17 protein-coding genes are annotated in these 19,701 nt (G+C 67.3%); 2 read left to right on the top strand and 15 right to left on the bottom strand.

The genetic code is table 11. The annotated features are described in order from the left end of the window. Nucleotides 1-6: 6 nt before the first annotated feature. The 6 genes from KIT86_RS05975 to KIT86_RS05950 form a co-directional block, all read right to left on the bottom strand. Nucleotides 7-402 (bottom strand): RidA family protein, encoded by a 396-nt coding sequence (locus KIT86_RS05975; protein ID WP_291120380.1) that lies wholly within the window; start codon nucleotides 400-402, stop codon nucleotides 7-9. Further along, nucleotides 399-2,066 (bottom strand): benzoate-CoA ligase family protein, encoded by a 1,668-nt coding sequence (locus KIT86_RS05970; RefSeq protein WP_297396030.1) that lies wholly within the window; start codon nucleotides 2,064-2,066, stop codon nucleotides 399-401. The genes KIT86_RS05975 and KIT86_RS05970 overlap by 4 nt, the downstream gene beginning before the upstream one ends. Before the next feature lie 87 nt (nucleotides 2,067-2,153). Further along, entirely contained in the window at nucleotides 2,154-3,350 is a 1,197-nt protein-coding gene (locus KIT86_RS05965; RefSeq protein ID WP_297396027.1) for an acyl-CoA dehydrogenase family protein, read from the bottom strand. Nucleotides 3,351-3,365: 15 nt separating this feature from the next. Beyond that, nucleotides 3,366-4,223 (bottom strand): enoyl-CoA hydratase family protein, encoded by an 858-nt coding sequence (locus KIT86_RS05960; RefSeq protein WP_297396024.1) that lies wholly within the window; start codon nucleotides 4,221-4,223, stop codon nucleotides 3,366-3,368. A gap of 76 nt (nucleotides 4,224-4,299) precedes the next feature. After that, nucleotides 4,300-4,797: a MarR family transcriptional regulator gene (locus KIT86_RS05955; protein ID WP_297396022.1), complete on the bottom strand. Its 498-nt coding sequence runs from the start codon at nucleotides 4,795-4,797 to the stop codon at nucleotides 4,300-4,302. Next, nucleotides 4,794-7,154, bottom strand: coding sequence for a bifunctional salicylyl-CoA 5-hydroxylase/oxidoreductase (locus KIT86_RS05950; protein WP_297396020.1), 2,361 nt, complete (start codon nucleotides 7,152-7,154; stop codon nucleotides 4,794-4,796). The genes KIT86_RS05955 and KIT86_RS05950 overlap by 4 nt, the downstream gene beginning before the upstream one ends. Before the next feature lie 181 nt (nucleotides 7,155-7,335). On the opposite strand from KIT86_RS05950, the gene KIT86_RS05945 reads away from it, so the two are divergent. Continuing rightward, complete coding sequence (locus KIT86_RS05945) at nucleotides 7,336-7,665, top strand: DUF1840 domain-containing protein (RefSeq protein ID WP_297396017.1); 330 nt, start codon at nucleotides 7,336-7,338, stop codon at nucleotides 7,663-7,665. Between the two features lie 44 nt (nucleotides 7,666-7,709). Here the strand turns inward: KIT86_RS05945 and KIT86_RS05940 are convergent, their stop codons facing one another. From KIT86_RS05940 to KIT86_RS05900, 9 genes are all read right to left on the bottom strand, one after another. Next, a complete protein-coding gene (locus tag KIT86_RS05940) occupies nucleotides 7,710-8,726 on the bottom strand; it encodes a tripartite tricarboxylate transporter substrate binding protein (RefSeq protein ID WP_297396015.1) in 1,017 nt (338 codons plus the stop codon). 83 nt (nucleotides 8,727-8,809) lie between these two features. After that, entirely contained in the window at nucleotides 8,810-9,796 is a 987-nt protein-coding gene (locus KIT86_RS05935) for a tripartite tricarboxylate transporter substrate-binding protein (protein ID WP_297396012.1), read from the bottom strand. A gap of 161 nt (nucleotides 9,797-9,957) precedes the next feature. Further along, a complete protein-coding gene (locus KIT86_RS05930) occupies nucleotides 9,958-11,211 on the bottom strand; it encodes a phenylacetate--CoA ligase family protein (protein WP_297396010.1) in 1,254 nt (417 codons plus the stop codon). Between the two features lie 112 nt (nucleotides 11,212-11,323). Then, a complete protein-coding gene (locus tag KIT86_RS05925) occupies nucleotides 11,324-12,133 on the bottom strand; it encodes an ABC transporter ATP-binding protein (protein ID WP_297396007.1) in 810 nt (269 codons plus the stop codon). 194 nt (nucleotides 12,134-12,327) lie between these two features. Continuing rightward, nucleotides 12,328-13,665 (bottom strand): ABC transporter substrate-binding protein, encoded by a 1,338-nt coding sequence (locus KIT86_RS05920; RefSeq protein WP_297396004.1) that lies wholly within the window; start codon nucleotides 13,663-13,665, stop codon nucleotides 12,328-12,330. An 89-nt stretch (nucleotides 13,666-13,754) separates the two neighbouring features. Beyond that, the gene (locus KIT86_RS05915) at nucleotides 13,755-14,831 is read right to left on the bottom strand and encodes a branched-chain amino acid ABC transporter permease (protein WP_297396002.1); all 1,077 of its coding nucleotides are present in this window, start codon (nucleotides 14,829-14,831) and stop codon (nucleotides 13,755-13,757) included. A gap of 27 nt (nucleotides 14,832-14,858) precedes the next feature. Further along, a complete protein-coding gene (locus KIT86_RS05910) occupies nucleotides 14,859-15,788 on the bottom strand; it encodes a branched-chain amino acid ABC transporter permease (protein WP_297395999.1) in 930 nt (309 codons plus the stop codon). Between the two features lie 14 nt (nucleotides 15,789-15,802). After that, nucleotides 15,803-16,600, bottom strand: a complete 798-nt coding sequence (locus KIT86_RS05905; RefSeq protein ID WP_297395996.1) for an ABC transporter ATP-binding protein — start codon at nucleotides 16,598-16,600, stop codon at nucleotides 15,803-15,805. 24 nt (nucleotides 16,601-16,624) lie between these two features. Then, the gene (locus KIT86_RS05900) at nucleotides 16,625-18,571 is read right to left on the bottom strand and encodes an AMP-binding protein (protein WP_297395993.1); all 1,947 of its coding nucleotides are present in this window, start codon (nucleotides 18,569-18,571) and stop codon (nucleotides 16,625-16,627) included. Between the two features lie 163 nt (nucleotides 18,572-18,734). On the opposite strand from KIT86_RS05900, the gene KIT86_RS05895 reads away from it, so the two are divergent. After that, entirely contained in the window at nucleotides 18,735-19,469 is a 735-nt protein-coding gene (locus tag KIT86_RS05895) for a Crp/Fnr family transcriptional regulator (RefSeq protein ID WP_297395990.1), read from the top strand. The last annotated feature ends 232 nt before the right edge of the window (nucleotides 19,470-19,701 follow it).

Raw genomic sequence — 19,701 nt, 5'->3', positions numbered from 1 at the left:
AAGGCCCTAGTCCGGCACCACGGCGGTCACTTCGATCTCCACCTTGGCGCGCGCTTCCATCAGCGCGCTCACCTCCACGCAGGTCATGGCCGGGAAGTTGCGGCCCATCACTTCGCGGTAGACCTCGCCGAGCTCGCGCAGGCGCGCGTTGTATTCCACCCGATCGATCACATACCAGGTCATGCGCACCATGTGCTGCGGGCCGGCCTCGGCGCAGGCGAGCACATCGCGCACGTTGAGCAGGGTCTGGCGCGTCTGCGCGATGAAGTCGTCGCTCTCGAACACCTGAGCGGCGTTCCAGCCGATCTGGCCGCCCACGTAAACGTGGGTGCCGCGCGCGGCGATGCCGTTGGCGTAGCCCCTGGGTGCTGCCCAGCCGGGCGGTTGCAGGTGTTTCATCATGTCGGTTGGCTTTGATGTTGTTGGGCTTGCTGGCGCAGCGCGAAGCGCTGCAGCTTGCCGGTTTCGGTGCGCGGGAGCTGGCTCACGAAGACCACCTCGCGCGGGTATTTGTAGGGCGCCATGTTCTGCTTCACGTGCTCCTGGAGCGCCTTGGCCTGGGCGGCGTCGGCCGTCTCGCCGGGCTTGAGCACCACGTAGGCCAGCACGATCTGGCCGCGCTCCTCGTCGGCCTTGCCAACCACGCCGCACTCGGCCACGGCCGGGTGCTGCAGCAGCGCCGCCTCCACCTCGGGGCCGGCCACGTTGTAGCCGGCGGTGATGATCATGTCGTCGGTGCGTGCCTGGTAGAAGAAGTAGCCATCGGCGTCCTGGCGGAAGGCGTCGCCGGGGAAGTTCCAGCCGTCGCGCACATACTGGGTCTGGCGCGGCTCGTCGAGGTACTTGCAGCCGGTGGGGCCGATCACGGCGAGCCTGCCGACCTCGCCCACGGGCAGGGGGCGGCCTTCGTCGTCCACCACGCGCGCCTCGTAACCCGGCACGACCTGCCCGATCGCACCCCGGCGCACGGCCTCGGGCGGCGAGGAGATGAAGATGTGGAACATCTCGGTGGCGCCGATGCCGTCGAGCATCTCCAGCCCGGTGGCTTCCTTCCACAGCTGGCGCGTGGCATCGGGCAGGCCCTCGCCGGCGCTCACGCTGATGCGCAGCCGCCCGATGCCATGCTGGCGGGCGAACGCCGCCATCTGGCGGTAGAAGGTGGGTGCGGTGTAGCAGATGGTGGCGCCCACGCGGCCGATCAGCTGCACCATGGCCTCGGGGGTATAGGGAATTGAGGGGAAGTACACCGAGGCGCCGGCCCACATGGGAAAGACCAGCAGGCCGCCCAGGCCGAAGGTGAAGGCCAGGGGCGGCGAGCCCATGACGATGTCCTCGGGCGTGGCGCGCAGCACATGGCGCGGCCAGGTTTCGCACGCGGCGAGCACGTCGCGGTGGGTGTGCACCGCGGCCTTGGGCGTGCCGGTGGTGCCCGAGGTGAAGGCCAGCAGCGCGATGTCGGTGGCGGCGGTGGGGCAGGGCGTGCCGTGTTCGCACTGGCGCCGCGCCAGGGCTTCGAGCGAGTTCGGCGGGCTCGCCTCGCCGGTGTTGAACACCAGCAGCTTCAGGCCCGCCAGGTCGGGGTCGGCGGCGAGCGCCGCCTTGAGTTCGTCCTGCAACTTCACGTCGCACAGCGCCACCGAAGGCTGGGCCTTGGTGAGGATGGCGCCCAGCTCCTTCGCGCGCAGCAGCGGCATGGTGGCCACCGCGATCAGGCCGGCCTGCACCGTGCCCAGCCAGGCCAGCGCCATGGCCACGGAGTTGCCGCCGCGCAGCAGCACGCGGTTGCCCGGCACCAGGCCCAGCTCGACCGTGAGCACGTTGGCAATGCGGTTCACCTCGACCTGCGCCTGCGCGTAGGTCAGGGTGCGCTCCTCGCTGCGGAACAGCGGGCGCTCGCCGTGTCCGGCCGCGATGGCGCGCTGGAACAGCGCGTGCACGGCATTGACCTGCGCGGGCAGTTGCAGCTCGGGCCGGTCAAAGCGCAGTTCCGGCCACTGCTCGGGTGGGGGCAGTCGGTCGTGCACGAAGTGATCGACCTGGGCGGAGGGCATGGCAATGTTCATCATTCACTCAACTCCAGTGATGTCGGCGCGAAATGCCTTGAACCGGGCATGGCCCCTTCGAGGGGGATGCGCGAAGCGCGGCGGGGCGTTTCATTTCAGCGCGGCCTTGCCAAGGATCAGCAGTTGAACCTCGCTGGCGCCCTCGTAGATGCGCAGCGAGCGGATGTCGCGGTACAGGCTTTCCACCTTCTGGCCCACCTGCACACCGCGCCCACCGAACATCTGCAGGGCCATGTCGATCACGCGCTGCGCGTTTTCGGTGGCGGTGAGCTTGGCGGTGGCCGCGGCCGTGGTGTAGGCCGGCGTGCCCGCGCCCTGCGTGGGGCTGCAGTCGCGCTGCCAGGCGGCGCGGTAGGTGAGCAGGGCGGCGGCGTCGATCAGCGCGCTCATTTCGCCAAGCCGCGCCTGCGTGAGCTGGAAGTCGGCCAGGGTCTGGCCGAACATCCGGCGCTGCTTGGCGTGAGCGACCGCCTCGGCGAATGCGCGCCGCGCCATGCCCAGGGCGGCGGCGGCGACCGAGGCGCGGAAGATGTCCAGCGTCTGCATGGCGAGCTTGAAGCCGCCGTGCACGGTGCCGACCAGGGCGTCGGGGCCGATGGCGCAGCCGTCGAAACGCAGCGTGGCCAGCGGGTGCGGCGCCATCACGTGGATGTGCTCGCTGCTGTCCAGGCCAGCTTGCTTCGCATCGACGACGAAGGCGCTGATGCCCCGTGCGCCGGCTTCGGGGTCGGTCTTGGCGAAGACGACGTAGAAGTCGGCCAGATCGCCGTTGCTGATCCAGGTCTTGCTGCCTTGCAGCGTCCAGCCGCTGGCGGTCTGCGTGGCGCGCGTGGCCATGGCGGCCACGTCGGAGCCGGCCTCGGGCTCGCTGAGCGCAAAGGCGGCGATCTTCTGCCCGGTGGCGACCGCACTCAGGTAGCGGGCCTTCTGCGAAGGGGTGCCGGCCAGCGTGAGGGCGCCGCTGCCCAGGCCCTGCATGGCGAAGGCGAAGTCGGCCAGGGGCGAGTGGAAAGCGAGGGTTTCGCGCAGGATCACCAGCGAGCGCGAATCGAGCGAGGGCAGCGCGCCGCCGTGGGCCGCGGGCACGCAGTAGCGCAGCCAGCCGTCCTGGCCCAGGCGCGCCACCCAGTCGCGGCACGCGGCGCGGTCGTCGGTTTCGTCGATGTCCTGCATGCTCGCCCAGTCGGCCAGGCGCGGCGCCATGTCCCGGTGGTGGGCATCGAAGAAGGGCAGCTCCCACTGCGCCTGCGGCGGGCGCAGGTCGTGCGGGTGTTCAAAGGCGACCATGGTGCCGTCTCCTGTTCAATCGCCTTCGAACACCGGGCGCTGCTTGGCCGCGAAGGCCTCGTAGGCACGGCGGAAGTCTTGCGTCTGCATGCAGATGGCCTGGGCCTGGGCCTCGGCCTCGATGGCCTGGTCCAGGGTCATGGCCCACTCCTGGTGCAGCATGGTCTTGGTCATGCCGTGGGCGAAGGTCGGGCCTTGCGCGAGCTGGGCCGCGAGCTTGTGCGCAGCGGGCAGCAGGGCGGCGCTGTCGTGCAGCGCATTGAAGAAGCCCCAGGCGTGGCCTTCGCTGGCGCTCATGGCGCGGCCGGTGAACAGCAGCTCGCTGGCGCGGCCCTGGCCGATCATGCGCGGCAGCAGGGCGCAGGCGCCCATGTCGGCGCCGGCCAGGCCAACGCGGGTGAACAGGAAGGCGGTGTTCGTCTGCGGCGTGCCCAGGCGCAGGTCCGAGGCCAGCGCCATCATCGCGCCGGCACCGGCGCACACGCCGTCGATGGCGGCCACGATGGGTTGCGGGCAGGCGCGCATCGCGCTCACCAGCGCGCCGGTCATGCGGGTGAAAGCCAGCAGCTCGGGCATGCTCATCCTGGTGAGCGGGCCGATGATCTCGTGCACGTCACCGCCGGAGCAGAAGTTGTCGCCCGCGCCGGTGAGCACCACGGCGCGCACGTCGGTCGCTTTCTGCAGGCCCAGGAACCAGTCGCGCAGCTCGGCGTAGGAGTCGAAGGTCAGCGGGTTCTTGCGCTCGGGCCGGTTGAGCGTGACGGTGGCCACGCCGTCGTCGGTCACGCTGAGCGCGAAATGCGCCGGCGCCGGGGTGGCCTTGGGGCCGTACTGGCCGCGCATCGGGTTGTGGTCGGGGATCGGGTGTTTCATTCAAAAAGTCCTTCCGGATGGGCCGGGCCGTTGGCTTCGCCCCTGGAGGGGGTCGCGCGAAGCGCGGCGGGGGTGTTCATTCCTCGATGCGCTGATTGAGCTCGAGCTGGTGCTGCTTGACCTTGCCCAGCAGCTTGTGCAGGCTGTCCAGGTCGCGCGGGCTCAGGCCTTCGAAGGCCTCGACGATCCAGCTCTCGTGCTGCTGGGCCATCTCGGTGAAGCTCGTGCGGCCGTGGGGCGTGAGGCGCACGCGAAAAGCGCGCCGGTCGCCGTCCACGCCCATGCGCTCCACCAGGCCTTCGTTGACGAGCTGGTCGGTGATGCCGGTGACGTTGCCGCCGGTGACCATGAGGCGGTGCGAGAGCTCTTTCATCTTCAGGCCGTCGGGGTGGCGTTCGAGCTGCGCCATGAGGTCAAAGCGCGGCAGCGTGGTGTCGAACTGCTCGCGCAGGCCGGCTCGCACGCGCTTCTCGATCAATTGCGAGCAGGTCAGCAGGCGCAGCCACAGGCGCAGCTCGTGCGCATGTTCGCTGTGGGCGCGGGCTTCGAGGTCGAGCGGGGAAGAAGCGTTCATGGTGCGGGGGCGGTGAGGGCCTGCTGGCGGGCGATCTCGCGGTAGAGCTGGTCGCGCCCGCTCTCGTAGGGGCGCGGCCATTCGATGGCGCGCGTCTGCAGCTTGGCGGCTTCGTGCAGCGTCCAGGCCGGGTCGGCCAGGTGCGGGCGCGCCACGGCGCAGAGGTCGGCGCGGCCGGCCGCGATGATGCTGTTGGCGTGGTCGGCCTCGGTGATCGCACCCACGGCCATGGTGAGGATGCCGGCCTCGTTGCGCACGCGGTCGGCAAACGGCGTCTGGTACATGCGGCCGTAGACCGGCTTGGCCGCGCGCGTGGTCTGGCCCGAGGACACATCGATCAGGTCGCAGCCGGCGGCCTTGAAAAGACGCGCGATCTCCACCGCGTCGTCCGGCGTGTTGCCGCCGGGCGCCCAGTCGTGCGCCGAGATGCGCACGCTGAAGGGCTTGTCGGCCGGCCAGGCGGCGCGCATGGCGGCAAACACCTCCAGCGGGTAGCGGCAGCGGTTGGCCAGCGAGCCGCCGTACTCGTCGGTGCGCTGGTTGGTCAGCGGGGTGATGAAGCTCGACAGCAGGTAGCCGTGCGCGGCGTGCAGTTCCAGCCAGTCGAAGCCGGCCGCGGCCGCGCGCCGGGTGGAGGCGACGAAGGCCGCCGTCAGCGCGTCCATGTCGGCGCGGTCCATCGCGCGCGGCACCTGGTTCTGCTCGCCATAGGGCACGGCGCTGGCCGAGAGCAGCGGCCAGTTGCCACTGGGCAGGGGCTCGTCGATCTGCTCCCAGCCGAGCTGGGTCGAGCCCTTGGCACCGCTGTGGCCAAGCTGCAGGCCGATCTTCGCGCTGCTGTGGCCGTGCACAAAGTCGACGATGCGCTTGAGCCCGGCTTGCTGCGCGTCGTTCCACAGGCCCGGGCAGCCCGGGGTGATGCGGCCTTCGGGCGTGGGGCTGGTCATCTCCACCATCACCAGCGCGGCACCGCCCATGGCGCGCGCGCCCAGGTGCACCAGGTGGTAGTCGCCCACCACGCCGTCGACCGCGCTGTACTGCGCCATGGGCGAGACCACGATGCGGTTCTTGAGCGTGAGGCCGCGCACGGTGAGTGGCAGCAGCATGGGGGGTGTGGGGTGCTTCTTCGCCGGCGCGCCGGGCTTCGCCTGGGTTTCAAGCCAGGCCTCATAGCCTTCGAGCCACTTCGCGTCGCGCAGGCGCAGGTTTTCGTGGCTGATGCGCTGGCTGCGCGTGAGCAGCGAGTAGGCGAACTGCTCGACCTCCATGCCGGTGTAGCGCTCCACGTTCTCGAACCACTCGGTGGAGTTGCGCGCGGCGTTCTGGATCTTGAGCACCTCGACGCTGCGCCGCGCTTCGTAGCCTTGCAGCACCTCGGCCACGTCGGCGTTGGCATGGCGCGAGAACTCGTCGGCCAGGTCGATCGCGTCTTCGAGCGCGAGCTTGGTGCCGCTGCCAATCGAAAAGTGCGCGGTGTGCGCGGCATCGCCCATCAGCACGACGGGTGTGCGGCGGCCGGCCACGTCGTTCCAGTGCACCCAGGTGTGGCAGATGACGCGCGGGAAGCGGATCCAGATCGCCGAGCCACGCAGGTGCGAGGCGTTGCTGATGAGGGCGTGGCCGTCCAGGTAGGGTGCGAACAGCTTCTCACAGAAGGCCACGCCGTCTTCCTGGCTCATCTGGTCGATGCCGTGCGCCTTCCAGACCTCTTCGGGCGTCTCCACGATGAAGGTGGAGGTCTCGCCGTCGAACTTGTAGGCGTGCGCCTGGAACCAGCCGTGTTCGGTCTGCACGAAGGCGAAGGTGAAGGCGTCGAAGGTCTTCTTGGTGCCCAGCCAGACGAAGCGGCACTGGCGCGTGTCGATATCGGGTTGGAAGGTGTCGGCGTAGCGGGTGCGGATGCGGCTGTTGAGGCCGTCGCTGGCGATCACCAGATCGGCCTGGTATTGCGCCGCGAGCGCCTGGTCGTCGGTCACATCGGTCTCGAACACCAGGTTCACGCCCAGGGCCAGGCAGCGCTCCTGCAAGATGTTGAGCAGCTTCTTGCGGCCGATGCCGCAGAAGCCATGGCCACCCGAGCGCACGCGCCCACCCTTGAAAAACACCTCGATGTCGTCCCAGTGGTTGAAGGCCTCGCCGATCAGCGCGGCCGATTCGGGGTCGGCTTCACGCAGGTTGCCCAGCGTCTGGTCCGACAGCACCACGCCCCAGCCAAAGGTGTCGAACGGCCGGTTGCGCTCGACCACCGTCACGGTCAGCGACGGGTCGCGCCGTTTCATCAGCAGGGCGAAGTACAGGCCCGCCGGGCCGCCACCGATGCACAGGATGCGCCGCAGCGCAGGAACGGATGTTTTCATGCCTAATTAGTTTAGGCTTAAAATAAGCAACTCCAATCGGGTAAACCCGCAGTCCATCAGCGGCGGCGATGCCCGGGCCATGCGTCCTACATCCGTCGGGACGTCTCTCCTACAAATCCGCTGGTTTTTCACCGCGTGTAGGTGCAAGAATGGTCTTACCTCACCACCCCCGGAGGCATTCATGTCTGTGTATCGATTCAAGTCCCGCGAAACGGGCGACCTCGTCATGCTGCACCAGCATGGCCAACGCATGCTCGAAATCCTCGGCAAGCCCGTGTCCGGCCCTGGCATCATCCAGCCGGCCGAAATGGACGCGGCCGTGGAGAAGATCCGTGCCGCCGTGGCGGCGGACGACGCGGCCCGACAGAAGCAGAAAGAGCCATCGGAGGAGAACGCCCGCGAAGAAGACGCGCAGGTCGATCCCGTGAGCCTGCGCATGCGCGCGGCCCCTTTCATCGAGATGCTGCAGCGCTGCGAGGCAGCGGGTGTCGAGATCGTCTGGGGCGTCTGAAGACCCCTCGGGCGGCAGCGCAGCCCCTGCGGGGCTGAATTCCGTCAGTCCACCCGGGCGCCGGAGGCCTTGACCACGGCGGCCCACTTGGTGGTCTCCGCATCGATCAGGCGCGCGAACTCGGTGGGCGTGTTGCCGCTCGGGATTGCACCCTGGGCCAAGAGGCGCTCTTTCACCGTCGGCAGGTTCAGCGCCTTGGCGGTCTCCTGTTGCAGGCGGTTCACCACCTCGGGCGGTGTGCCGGCGGGCGCCAGAAGGCCGAACCACGAGCTGGCTTCGAACCCGGGCAGGTTGCCAGCCTCGGCGACCGTGGGCACCTCCGGCAAAGCCGATGAGCGCACCGCGCTGGTCACCGCAAACGCCTTGAGGTTGCCGGCCTGGATGTGGGGCATGGCCGAGGGCAGGTTGTCGAACATCACGTCGATCGCGCCCGCGAGCAGGTCCGTCAGGGCCGGCCCGGAGCCCCGGTAGGGGATGTGCGTCATGAAGATCCCGGTGCGCGACTTGAACAGCTCGCCCGCCAGGTGGATCGAGGTGCCGTTGCCGCTGGATGCCATGTTCAGCCGGCCCGGGTGTGCCTTGGCGTACTTCACGAAGTCGGCCACGCTGGTGATGCCCAGGGCCTGCGCCCGCCGGGTGCCCATCACCATCACGTTGGGCACGCCGGCCACCAGCGTGATCGGGGCGAAGTCTTTCTGCGGGTCGTAGGGCAGCTTGTCGTACAGCGACTTGTTGATGCCGTGCGTGCCCACCGTGCCCATGAGCAGGGTGTAGCCGTCGGCCGGTGACTTGGCCACCACCTCGGCGCCAATGTTGCCGCCGGCTCCCGCGCGGTTCTCCACCACGAAGGACTGCCCCAGCGTCTTGCTCAGCTCGGGCGCCAGCACGCGGGCGAGGATGTCGGTGGTGCCCCCCGGCGCAAACGGCACGACGATGCGGACCGGTTTGTTCGGCCACCCGGCTTGCGCCCAGCCCAGGCCAGGCAGTCCCAGGGCTGCGGTGGCAGCGGCCAGCACCTGCAGGTGATGGCGGCGCGAGGCGGAAAACGGCTTGTTGTCCATGCGATGTCTCCTTGGGTGGCAAAAAGAAAAGCCGCCCGAGGGCGGCTTGCAGGGAGCCGCCCTTTCGGGCGTGCGGCACGAAATCAGTCGGCGTACTGGCCAGCGCCGTCGATGGCGGCCTTGAGCTTGGCGATCTCGCTGGCCACGAAGGCCTTGTGGCCGGCTTGCGTGGCACGGTTGTCGGTCACCACGATGGCGCCGAGGTCGAGCTGGCTCTTGATGAAAGCCGGGTCCTTCAAAGCCACTTGCAGGGCTTCGTTGAGCTTCTTCGTCACCTCGGGCGGCGTGCCCTTGGGCGCGTACAGGCCGTGCCAGATGGTCAGGTTGAAGTCCTTGAGGCCCATTTCCTGCAGCGAAGGATAGTCCTTGAGCAGCTTGTGGTTCTCCAGGCGCTTGGCGGTGGTGACGGCGAAGGCCTTCACGCGGCCGGCTTCGATCTGCGAGGTGGTGTTGGTGGTTTGGTCGCACATCACATCGACGTTGCCGCCGATGAGGTCGTTCATGGCCGGCGCCGTGCCGCCATAGGGAATGGTGGTCAGCGATTTGTCCAGCTTCATGGCCGACTGCCACATCAGGCCGCAGATGTGCGACGCCGAACCCAGGCCGGCGTGGGCCAGGTTGAGCTTGCCGCCGTTGGCGCGGATGTAGGCCTCGAAATCGCGGTAGGTGTTGGCGTTGAGCTTGTTGCTGCCCAGCAGGGTCATGGGCACGTCGTTGATGGCGCCCAGGTACTCGAAGTCTTCAAGCGGCTTGAAAGTCTGCTTGCGGTACAGGCTGGTGGTGGCCGCCATGCCGATGTGCCAGACCAGCAGGGTGTAGCCGTCCGGTGCGGCGCGGGCCACCTTGGTGGCACCGATGGTGCCGCCGGCACCGGCCGCGTTCTCCACCACGATGTTGGCGCCGCCCAGGGGCTTGCGCATGGCTTCTGCCAGGCGGCGCGCCACCAGGTCGGTCGGGCCACCGGCGGCAAAGGGCACCACAAAGGAGATGGGTTTGCTGGGGAAGCCCTGCGCGAAGGCGCCTGACGAAATGCTTGCAGCCAAGGCCGCCAGGGCGAGGATCTTCTTCATACGATGCTCCTTGAAGAGGTTGATTACCGGGCGATCGTAGCCCCCCCGCCCCATGTCCGTATCGCGGAAATTACTTAGCTTCGGGCCGGGGAAAACCCTCGTTGGCGCACTTTTGGCGTCAGTTTGGCGTCAGTTCCGCGATGGTTGCAGGGCTTTTCCTCCTACTGGTAGCTGCGTGCGTCCTCGATCACCTTGCCGTCGTTGGGCAGGGTGCCGGGTTGGACGAGCTCGACCTGGGCACGCAGCTTGGTGACTTCGCGCACGGCGGCTTCGATCTGCTTTTGCAGGCCGTTGTGGTCATCGCTGGCCTCCACGCGCAGGCACATCTGGTCGTTCGCCATCTCGCCGCTGACCACCAGGCGGGCCTTCTTCACCTGCGGGAAGCGCCGGGCGATGTCGGCCACCTGGGCGGGGTGCACGAACATGCCGCGCACCTTGGTGGTCTGGTCGGCGCGGCCCATCCAGCCCTTGATGCGTGGGCCGGTGCGCCCGGTCGGGCACGCACCGGGCAGGATGGCCGAGAGGTCGCCGGTGCCGAAACGGATCAGCGGGTAGGCCGGGTTGAGGGTGGTGACCACCAGCTCCCCCACCTCGCCGTCGGGCACGGGTTCACCGGTGCCCGGGCGCACGATCTCGACGATCACACCCTCGTCAATCACCAGGCCTTCGCGCGCGCTCGTCTCGTAGGCCACGAGGCCGAGGTCGGCGGTGGCGTAGCTCTGGTAGACCGACACGCCGCGCTCGGCGAACCAGTCGCGCAGGCTGGGCGGCAGTGCCTCGCCGCCCACGACGGCCTTGCGCAGGCTGCTGATGTCGACCCCATCGGCCTGGGCCCGTTCGACCAGGATGCGAAGGAAGCTGGGCGTGCCGGTGTAGGCCTCGGGCTTGAGCTCGTGGATGGCCTGCAACTGCTGCTCGGTCTGGCCGGTGCCAGCGGGGAACACCGAGCAGCCCACCGCGTGGGCGCCGGATTCCAGAATGAAGGCGCCGGGGGTCATGTGGTAGCTGAAGGCGTTGTGCACCAGCTCACCCGCGCGAAAGCCCGCCGCATAAAGGCAGCGGCCGGCGCGCCAGTAGTTGCGCGTGGCGCCTTCGGGTTCGTAGATCGGGCCGGGCGAGGCGTAGACGCGGCTCATGCCCGGGCCGCGGAGCAGCGCCGAGAAACCACCAAAGGGGTCGCGGGCGCGCTGCGCCTTCTGGCGTTCGAGCAGATCGGACTTTCGCGTGACGGGCAGTTGCGCGAGTGCTTGGCGGCTGCTCACGCCCGCCGCTTCCACGCCGCCCAGGATCTCGGCGAAGGCCGTGCTGTGTTGCTGCGCGTGCGCCACCTGGGCCGCCAGCGCGCTCATGTGCTCGCGTTCACGCTGCTCGGGCGATCGGGTTTCCAGCGCATCAAAAAATTCGGTCTGTGCCATGGCTGAAGTGTTTGAAAGAAGTGACTGAAACCAGGATGCCGCGGTACCGGCTTTGCCAGACCGGAGGTGCAGCCCGCTTCCGGGGCGCCTCAGGCGCGTCGCGGGGGAAGCGTCATGCCAGCCAGCGCTTTCTGCGCTTGTAGCTCTTGACATCCTTGAACGACTTGCGCTCGCCCCCGCCCATGCCGAGGTAGAACTCCTTGACGTCCTCGTTGTTGCGCAGCTCGCTGGCCACGCCGTCCATCACGATGCGACCGCTCTCCATGATGTAACCGTAGTCGGCGTACTTCAGCGCCATGTTGGTGTTCTGCTCGGCCAGCAGGAAGGTGACCTTCTCCTTCTGGTTGAGGTCCTTGACGATCTCGAACACCTCTTCGACGATCTGCGGGGCCAGGCCCATCGAGGGCTCGTCGAGCAGCATCACGCTGGGATTGGTCATGAGGGCGCGGCCGATGGCACACATCTGCTGCTCGCCGCCCGAGGTATAGGCGGCCTGGCTGGTGCGCCGCGTCTTCAGGCGCGGGAAGTAGGTGTAGACCTTCTCCAGGTTGGCCGCGATCTCGGCCTTGCTCTTTCGGGTGTAGGAGCCGGTCATGAGGTTTTCCTCAATGGTGAGGTGGGCGAAGCAGTGGCGCCCTTCCATCACCTGCACCACGCCACGCTGCACAAGATCGGCGGGCGAGAGGTTTTCGATGCGCTCGCCGCGCAGCTCGATGCTGCCCTTGGTGACCTCGCCGCGCTCGCCCTTGAGCAGGTTGGAGACGGCGCGCAGCGTGGTGGTCTTGCCCGCGCCATTGCCACCCAGGATGGCCGCGATCTGGCCTTCGGGCACCTGCAGGGAGACGCCCTTGAGCACCAGGATGACGTGGTTGTAAATGACCTCGATGCCGTTGACGTTGAGGACGGTATGGGGAGTGCTCATGGAGATTCCGATTCCTTGGGGACCATTCGCAAGGCACGGCTCGCCGGCCTTGCGAATGGCGGCTGGAAAAACCAGCCGCAAGAGAGAACCACCACCGGAGCGCGTGCCCCATTCAAGGGACACCGAGGGTCCGGCTTTGCCGGCCCCAGGTGTCGCCCCTTTGAGGGGGTCGCGCGCAGCGCGGCGGGGGTGGGTCAGGACTGGCAGTCGGCCGGCGTGCGGGCCGTCAGCTTCTTCTCGGCCGCGTACTTCGAGGCCGTGGCCTTGACCATCGGCTTGATGATCTGCTGGTCTGCCTCGATCCAGTCGGAGGTGAAGCTCCACTTGGTGCCGTCCCAGGTGTGGATGCGCGCAGCGCCCGCGCCCACGTGGTCGGCACACGAGGTGCTGATGGGCCCGCGAAGCACGCCCTTGAAGCCCAGTGCGTCAAGCTTGGCCTGCGTCAGGTTCAGGTTTTCCAGGCCCCAGCGCACCTGCTCGCCCGTCATGACCTTGCCCTTGCCGAAGCGCTCCTGCGCGGCGCGGATGCCTTCGACACCCATGGCGGCGCTGACCACGCCACGCAGGTACAGAGTCTCACCGACCTCGTCGCGCGGGCCGGTGCCCTGGCCCTTGTCGTGCAGCTTGGCCAGGATTTCCTTGACGATGGGCGCGTTTTTGTCGGTGCCGTGCTGCAGCGTCACGCCGTTGTAGCCCTTGGCGCCCATGCCCACGTCCTTCACGTCGGGCTCGGCACTGGACCACCACACGCCGTACATCTTCTCGCGCGGGTAACCGGTGGCCTGCGCTTCCTTCAGCGCGGTCGAGTTCATCACGCCCCAGCCCCAGAGCAGGGTGTAGTCGGGACGCGACTGGCGGATCTGCAGCCAGGTGGCTTTCTGCTCCACGCCGGGCGCGGCCACGGGCAGCAGCTGCAGCTCGAAGCCGTGCATCTTGGAGCGCTCCTGCAGCAGCGGGATGGGCTCCTTGCCGAACGGGGAGTCGTGGTACACGAGGGCGATCTTCTTGCCCTTGAGCTTGTCGAGGCCGCCTTCCTTCTGCGCGATGGCCTGGACGATCACGTCGGCGGCCACCCAGTAGGTGCCCAGCAGCGGGAAGTTCCACTTGAAGATGGTGCCGTCGGCGCTCTCGCTGCGGCCGTAGCCGGTGGTGATCAGGGGGATCTTGTCGACCGAGGCCTTTTCCGTCAGCGCGAAGGTGGCGCCAGTGGCCCAGGGATGGATCAGCGTGGCGCCGCCGTTCTTCCCTTTGAGGCGCTCGTAGCATTCCACGCTGCGCGCCGTGTCGTACATGGTTTCGCACTCTTCCACCAGCAGCTTGACGCCGTTGATGCCGCCGCGCGCGTTGACCAGCTTGTAGTAGTCGACGATGCCGTTGGCCGTGGGCGTGCCGTTGGGCGCATAGGCGCCGGTGCGGTACGACAACACGGGCAGGTACTGCTCCTTGGCCTGGGCCAGTGCGGCGGTCGACACCAGCGACGCGGTGCCTGCGAGCGCCACCGTGGCAGCCACAACGATCTTGCGAAGTTTCATATCTGTCTCCATGTCATGAAAGGTTGAAACACACTCAGTAAACGCTCAAACACCACGAAAAACATTGGTACTTGCGAGCAGCCTGCCGCTCAGTGCGGGAAGGGCCACAGCCGCAACTTCTGCTTGCCGATGGACCACAGCCGCGCCAGCCCATGGGGCTCGACGATCAGGAACCACACGATCAATCCACCGAAGATCATCAGTTCGGCATGCGAGACCGCGGTGGTGGAAATCGAGAAGCCAAACAGCCCGGCCACAAAGGGCAGCAACTGGCTCAGGACGATGGGCAACACCACAATGAAGGCCGCGCCGAAGAAGCTGCCCATGATGGAGCCCAGACCGCCGATGATCACCATGAACAGCAGGCGGAAGGAGTAGTCCACCGAGAACGCCGAAGGCTCCCACGCGCCGAGGTACACGAACGCCCAGAGCGCACCCGCCACACCAATGATGAAGCTGCTGACCGCAAAGGCGCTGAGCTTGGCGTACATGGGGCGGATGCCGATCACGGCGGCGGCCACATCCATGTCGCGGATCGCCATCCACTCGCGGCCGATGGCGCTGCGCACCAGGTTCTTGGCCAGCAGCGCGATGACCGCGAGCACCGCCAGGCAGAACAGGTACTTGCTCGCCGCGCTCTCCAGCGGCAGGCCGAACACCTGCAGGTTGGAGACCGCCACCGAGCCCGAGGGGGTGTCCAGCGTGAACCACTTGACGCGCAGGAACATCCAGTCGGCGAAGAACTGCGCCGCCAGCGTGGCCACCGCCAGGTACAGGCCTCGCACGCGCAGGCTGGGCAGGCCGAAGAGGATGCCGAACAACGTTGCACACAGGCCACCGAGGATCAGCGCCGGGATCAGCGGCATGCCCGGCACGCGCACGAAGAAGTTGTAGGCACCGTAGGCCCCCACGGCCATGAAGGCCCCCGAGCCCAGCGAGATCTGGCCGCAGTAGCCCACCAGGATGTTCACGCCCACGGCCGCGAGCGAGAAGATCAGGAAGGGGATCAAGATGGCTCGCATCAGGTAGTCGCTGGCGAGCATTGGCACGGCGACGAAGGCCAGCGCGACCAGGGCCAGGACGAACCAGCGGTCCTGCGCGATCGGGAAAATCTGCTGGTCGGCGCTGTAGGTGGTCTTGAATTGACCGTTTTCACGATAGAACATGACGGGCTTTCTCTTTCTTGTTCTGGGTCACACGCGGTCAATGATTTTTTCGCCGAACAGCCCCTGGGGCCGGAACAGCAGGAACACCAGCGCCAGCACATAGGCGAACCAGATTTCGATGCCGCCGCCCACGAACGGCCCGAGGTAGACCTCGGAGAGCTTTTCGCCCACGCCGATGATCAGCCCGCCGATGATGGCGCCGGGCACCGAGGTGAGGCCGCCCAGGATCACCACGGGCAGCGCGCGCAGCGCGATGGTGGTCAGCGAGAACTGCACGCCCAGCTTGGAGCCCCAAATCATTCCCGCCACCAGCGCCACCAGGCCGGCCACGCACCAGACGATGACCCAGATGCGGTTGAGCGGAATGCCGATGGACTGCGCGGCCTGGTGGTCGTCGGCCACGGCGCGCAGCGCCCGGCCGGTGGCCGTCTTCTGGAAGAACAGGCTCAGGGCGATCACCATGGCCGCGGCGATGGCCGCGGCGATGACGTCCTCCTGGTTGAGAAGGAGCCCGCCCTGGAACACCGAGTCCAGCACGAACACCGGGTCCTTGGGCATGCCAATGTCGATCTTGTAGATGTTGCTGCCAAACAGGCTTTGGCCCAGGCCATCGATGAAGTAAGTGATGCCCAGCGTGGCCATCAGCAGCGTGGCGGCCTCCTGGTTCACGAGGTGGCGCAGCACCAGCCGCTCGATCAGCCAGGCCATGACGAACATGAGGGCGCCGGCCGCCACGAAGGCCGCGATGTTGCCGACCCACTTGTTCTCGATGCCCAGCCACACCGGGATCCATTCGGAGAAGCGGGCCATGGCCAGCGCAGCGAACAGCACCATCGCGCCTTGCGCGAAGTTGAAGACGCCCGATGCCTTGAAGATCAGCACGAAGCCCAGGGCCACGAGCGAATACAGCATGCCCACCATCAGGCCGCCGAAGAGAGTCTCAAGAAAGAATGCCATGGTCTTGTTCTCGTTCAGTGACTCGTGCCGAGGTAGGCGCTGATGACCTCCTCGTTGTTGCGGACTTCTTCGGGCGTGCCGTCGCCGATCTTCTTGCCGTAGTCCAGCACCACGACGCGGTCGGAGATGTCCATCACCACGCCCATGTCGTGCTCGATGAGCACGATGGTGGTGCCGAACTCGTCGTTCACATCCAGGATGAATCGGCTCATGTCCTGCTTTTCTTCCAGGTTCATGCCCGCCATCGGCTCGTCCAGCAGCAGCACCTGCGGCTCCATGGCCAGTGCGCGGCCCAGGTCCACGCGCTTTTGCAGCCCGTAGGGCAGCTGCCCCACCGGCGTTTTGCGGTGCGCCTGGATTTCCAGGAAGTCGATGATGTGTTCCACGAACTCACGGTGCGTCTCTTCTTCCTTCTGCGCCCCGCCGATGCCGAAGGGGTTGCGAAAGGCCTGCGCGAGCAGCCCGCTCTTGATGCGCAGGTTGCGCCCGGTCATGAGGTTGTCGATCACGCTCATGCCCTTGAAGAGGGCCAGGTTCTGGAACGTGCGCGCGATGCCCATCTCGGCCACCTGGCGGCTGTTCATGTGCCGGAAGGTGCGGCCGCGAAAGCTGATCGAGCCCTCCTGAGGCTGGTACACCCCGTTGATGCAGTTGAGCATGGAGCTCTTGCCCGCGCCGTTGGGCCCGATGATGGCGCGCACCTCGTGTTCGCGCACGTCGAAGCTGATGTTGGTCAGCGCCTTGACGCCGCCAAAGCGCAGGCTGATGTTCTGGACGTTGAGGACGACGTCGCCGATCTTCTTCTGTGTCATGGTCGGGTGTGTGGGTGTTCGGGCTCAGGCCGCGGCCTTGACGGGGGTGAAGGTCCTGGCGTCGCTCAGCTTGAGCGTGGCGCTGACCGAGCCAGTGCGGCCGTCTTCAAACTTCACCTGCGTCTCGATGTACTGCTCGGTCTTGCCACCGTACAGCGCCTCGACCAGCACGCCGTACTTCTCGGCAATGAAGCCGCGGCGCACCTTGTTCGTGCGGGTGAGCTCGCCGTCGTCGGCATCCAGCTCCTTGTGCAGCACCAGGAAGCGGCTGATCTGGCTGCCCGCCAGCAGTTCATCGCGGCTGAGGTCGGCGTTGACCTTCTCCACGCATTCGCGGATGAGCTCGTACACCTCGGGCTTCTGCGCCAGGTCGGTGTAGCCGGCGTAGGGCAGGTTGCGCCGCTCGGCCCAGTTGCCCACCGCGTCGAAATCGATGTTGATCATCACGCAGACCCGCTCGCGCTGGTCGCCGTAGGCCACGGCCTCCTTGATGTGCGAGAAGAACTTGAGCTTGTTCTCCACGTACTTGGGCGCGAACATGGCCCCGTCGTGTGCGCCGCCCTTGAGGCGGCCCACGTCCTTGACGCGGTCGATGATCTTGAGATGGCCCGAGGCGTCGATGAAGCCCGCGTCGCTGGTGTGGTACCAGCCATCGGCGGTGAGCACCTCGGCCGTGGCCGCCTCGTTCTTGTAGTAGCCCTTGAGCAGGCCTGGCGACTTCACCAGAATCTCGCCGCTGTCGGAGAGCTTGATCTCAACACCCTCGCAGGGCACGCCCACCGTGTCGGCGCGCGCCTCGTGGTCGGGCTGCAGGCAGACGAACACGGCCGTCTCGGTGGAGCCGTAGAGCTGCTTGAGGTTGATGCCGATGGAGCGGTAGAAGCTGAAGAGGTCGGGCCCGATGGCCTCGCCGGCCGTGTAGGCCACGCGCACGCGGCTCATGCCGAGGTTGTTGCGCAGCGGGCCGTAGACCAGCCAGTCGCCCAGGCGGTACTTGATGGAATCGATCAGGCCGATCGACTTGCCGTCCATGCGGTCGGGGCCCACGCGGCGGGCCAGCGCCATGAAGCGGTGGAACATGCCGCGCTTGATCGCGCCAGCGTCCTCCATGCGGATCATCACGCTGGTGAGCAGGCCTTCGAAGATGCGCGGCGGTGCGAAGTAGTAGGTCGGGCCGACTTCCTTGAGGTCGATCGTGACCGTGGAGGCCGATTCCGGGCAATTCACGACGTAGCCAGTCACCAGCCACTGCGCGTAGCTGAAGATGTTTTGCCCGATCCAGGCTGGCGGCAGGTAGGCCAGGATCTCGTCCTGCCGGTTGAGCTTGTCGAACCTCGAGCCCACGGTGGCGCGGTCGATGAGGGTCTGGTGGGTGTGCACCACGCCCTTGGGGTTGCCGGTGGTGCCGCTGGTGAAGAACATGGCGGCCACGTCATCGGGGCGGCCCAGCGCCACCTGCTCGCGAAAGAGCTGGGGGTTTGCCTTCGAGTGCGCCTGGCCGGCCTCGATGAGCGACGCCATGCTGCTCAAGCCGGGCTGGTGGTAGTTGCGCAGGCCGCGTGGGTCGTCGTAGTAAAGGTGGCTCAGCTGCGGGCAGCGGTCGCGAATCTCCAGCAACTTGTCGACCTGCTCCTGGTCTTCCACCACGCAGAAGCGCACTTCGGCGTTGTTGATCGGGAAGACGCATTCGGGGGCCACCGCGTCCTGGTACAGCGGAATCGGAATGGCGCCCAGCGATTGCGCGGCCAGCATGGTGGCGTACAGGCGGGGGCGGTTGGCGCCGATGACCACCATGTGCTCCCCGCGCCGCAGGCCCGCCTGATGCAGGCCGCAGGCCAGTTGCTCCACCAGCTCGGCCATGCCGGCCCAGGTGGTGGTCTGCCAGATGCCGTATTCCTTTTCGCGCATGGCCGCACCTTGCGGGTGGCTTTGTGCGTGGCCCAGCAAAAGCCGGGGGAACGTGTGTTGCATGCGTATCTCCTGAGGCCGGGCCCGTGGCGCCGGTGCCTGGAACGCCCCGGATAGGGCGTCCCGTTCTGCTGCGCATGGTAGGCCTTCATTTGACGTTATGTTGTCGGTTCGACGACAATCTGGGGTCAACCCTCCTAGGACTTTCCCTAGACCCATCCCGCCCATGAGCGCTTTGCCCCACCGCCGTCCCGGCACCGTCCTGCGCGATCGCGCCCGCCCGCCCACCCAGGAGGAGCTGGCCGAGATTCCCTGGCTGAAGAGCCTCACGCCGGGCGAGCGCGAGCGCGCGTTGGCCGCGCTGGTGGTGGGGGATGCCGAGGCGGGCGATTACATCTGCCGTTTCGGCCGCCCGGTCACCTATTGGTTCGGCCTGGTGGACGGCCTGCTCAAGATGAGCAACGACGATTCGCAGGGGCCGGTGGTCACTTTCGCGGGCGTGGCGCCGGGGGGCTGGTTCGGCGAAGGCACGGTGCTCAAGCACGAGCAGTACCGCTACAACATCCTCGCGCTGCGCAAGAGCCGCGTGGCCGGCTTGCCGGTGGAAACCTTCGACTGGCTGCTGGACCATTCGATCGGCTTCAACCGCTTTGTGATGCACCAGCTCAACGAGCGCCTGGGCCAGTTCATCGCGGCGCGCGAGATCGACCGTCTCAACAGCCCCGATCTGCGCGTGGCCCGCAACCTGGCCGCGCTGTTCCACCCGCTGCTTTCGCCCAATGTGGGCGGCGTGCTGCGCATCACGCAGCAAGAGCTGGCTTATCTGGTGGGCTTGTCGCGCCAGCGCGTCAACGAGGCGCTCACAACCCTGGCGGCCAAGGGCTGGATTCGCGTGGACTACGGGGGCCTGCGGGTGCTCGATCTGACGGCCCTGCGCTCCGGAACCCTGGAAGATGCCTGACCCCCTGCGCCGCCGCCGTGCCCCCGGCGGCGCGGCGCGGCGGGCTTATCTGGGATGATCCCCCCCATGACGACCGACAAACCCGCTGCCCGCACGCTCAAGCTGAAACCGGGCGCTGCCGGCAAGGCCCCCAACGACCCCTACGCCCCGCGCCGCGCTCCGGTGCGCCCGCCCGGCCCGGCGCGCGCCAAGAGCGTGTCGGCCTCGGCACCGAAGCCGCCGCGCGAGCCTT

This window comes from Hydrogenophaga sp., assembly GCF_026125825.1.
Lineage (GTDB): Bacteria > Pseudomonadota > Gammaproteobacteria > Burkholderiales > Burkholderiaceae_C > Hydrogenophaga.
The sequence above is the reverse complement of the archived record's forward strand: the minus strand, read 5'-3'. Positions and strand labels throughout refer to the sequence as shown.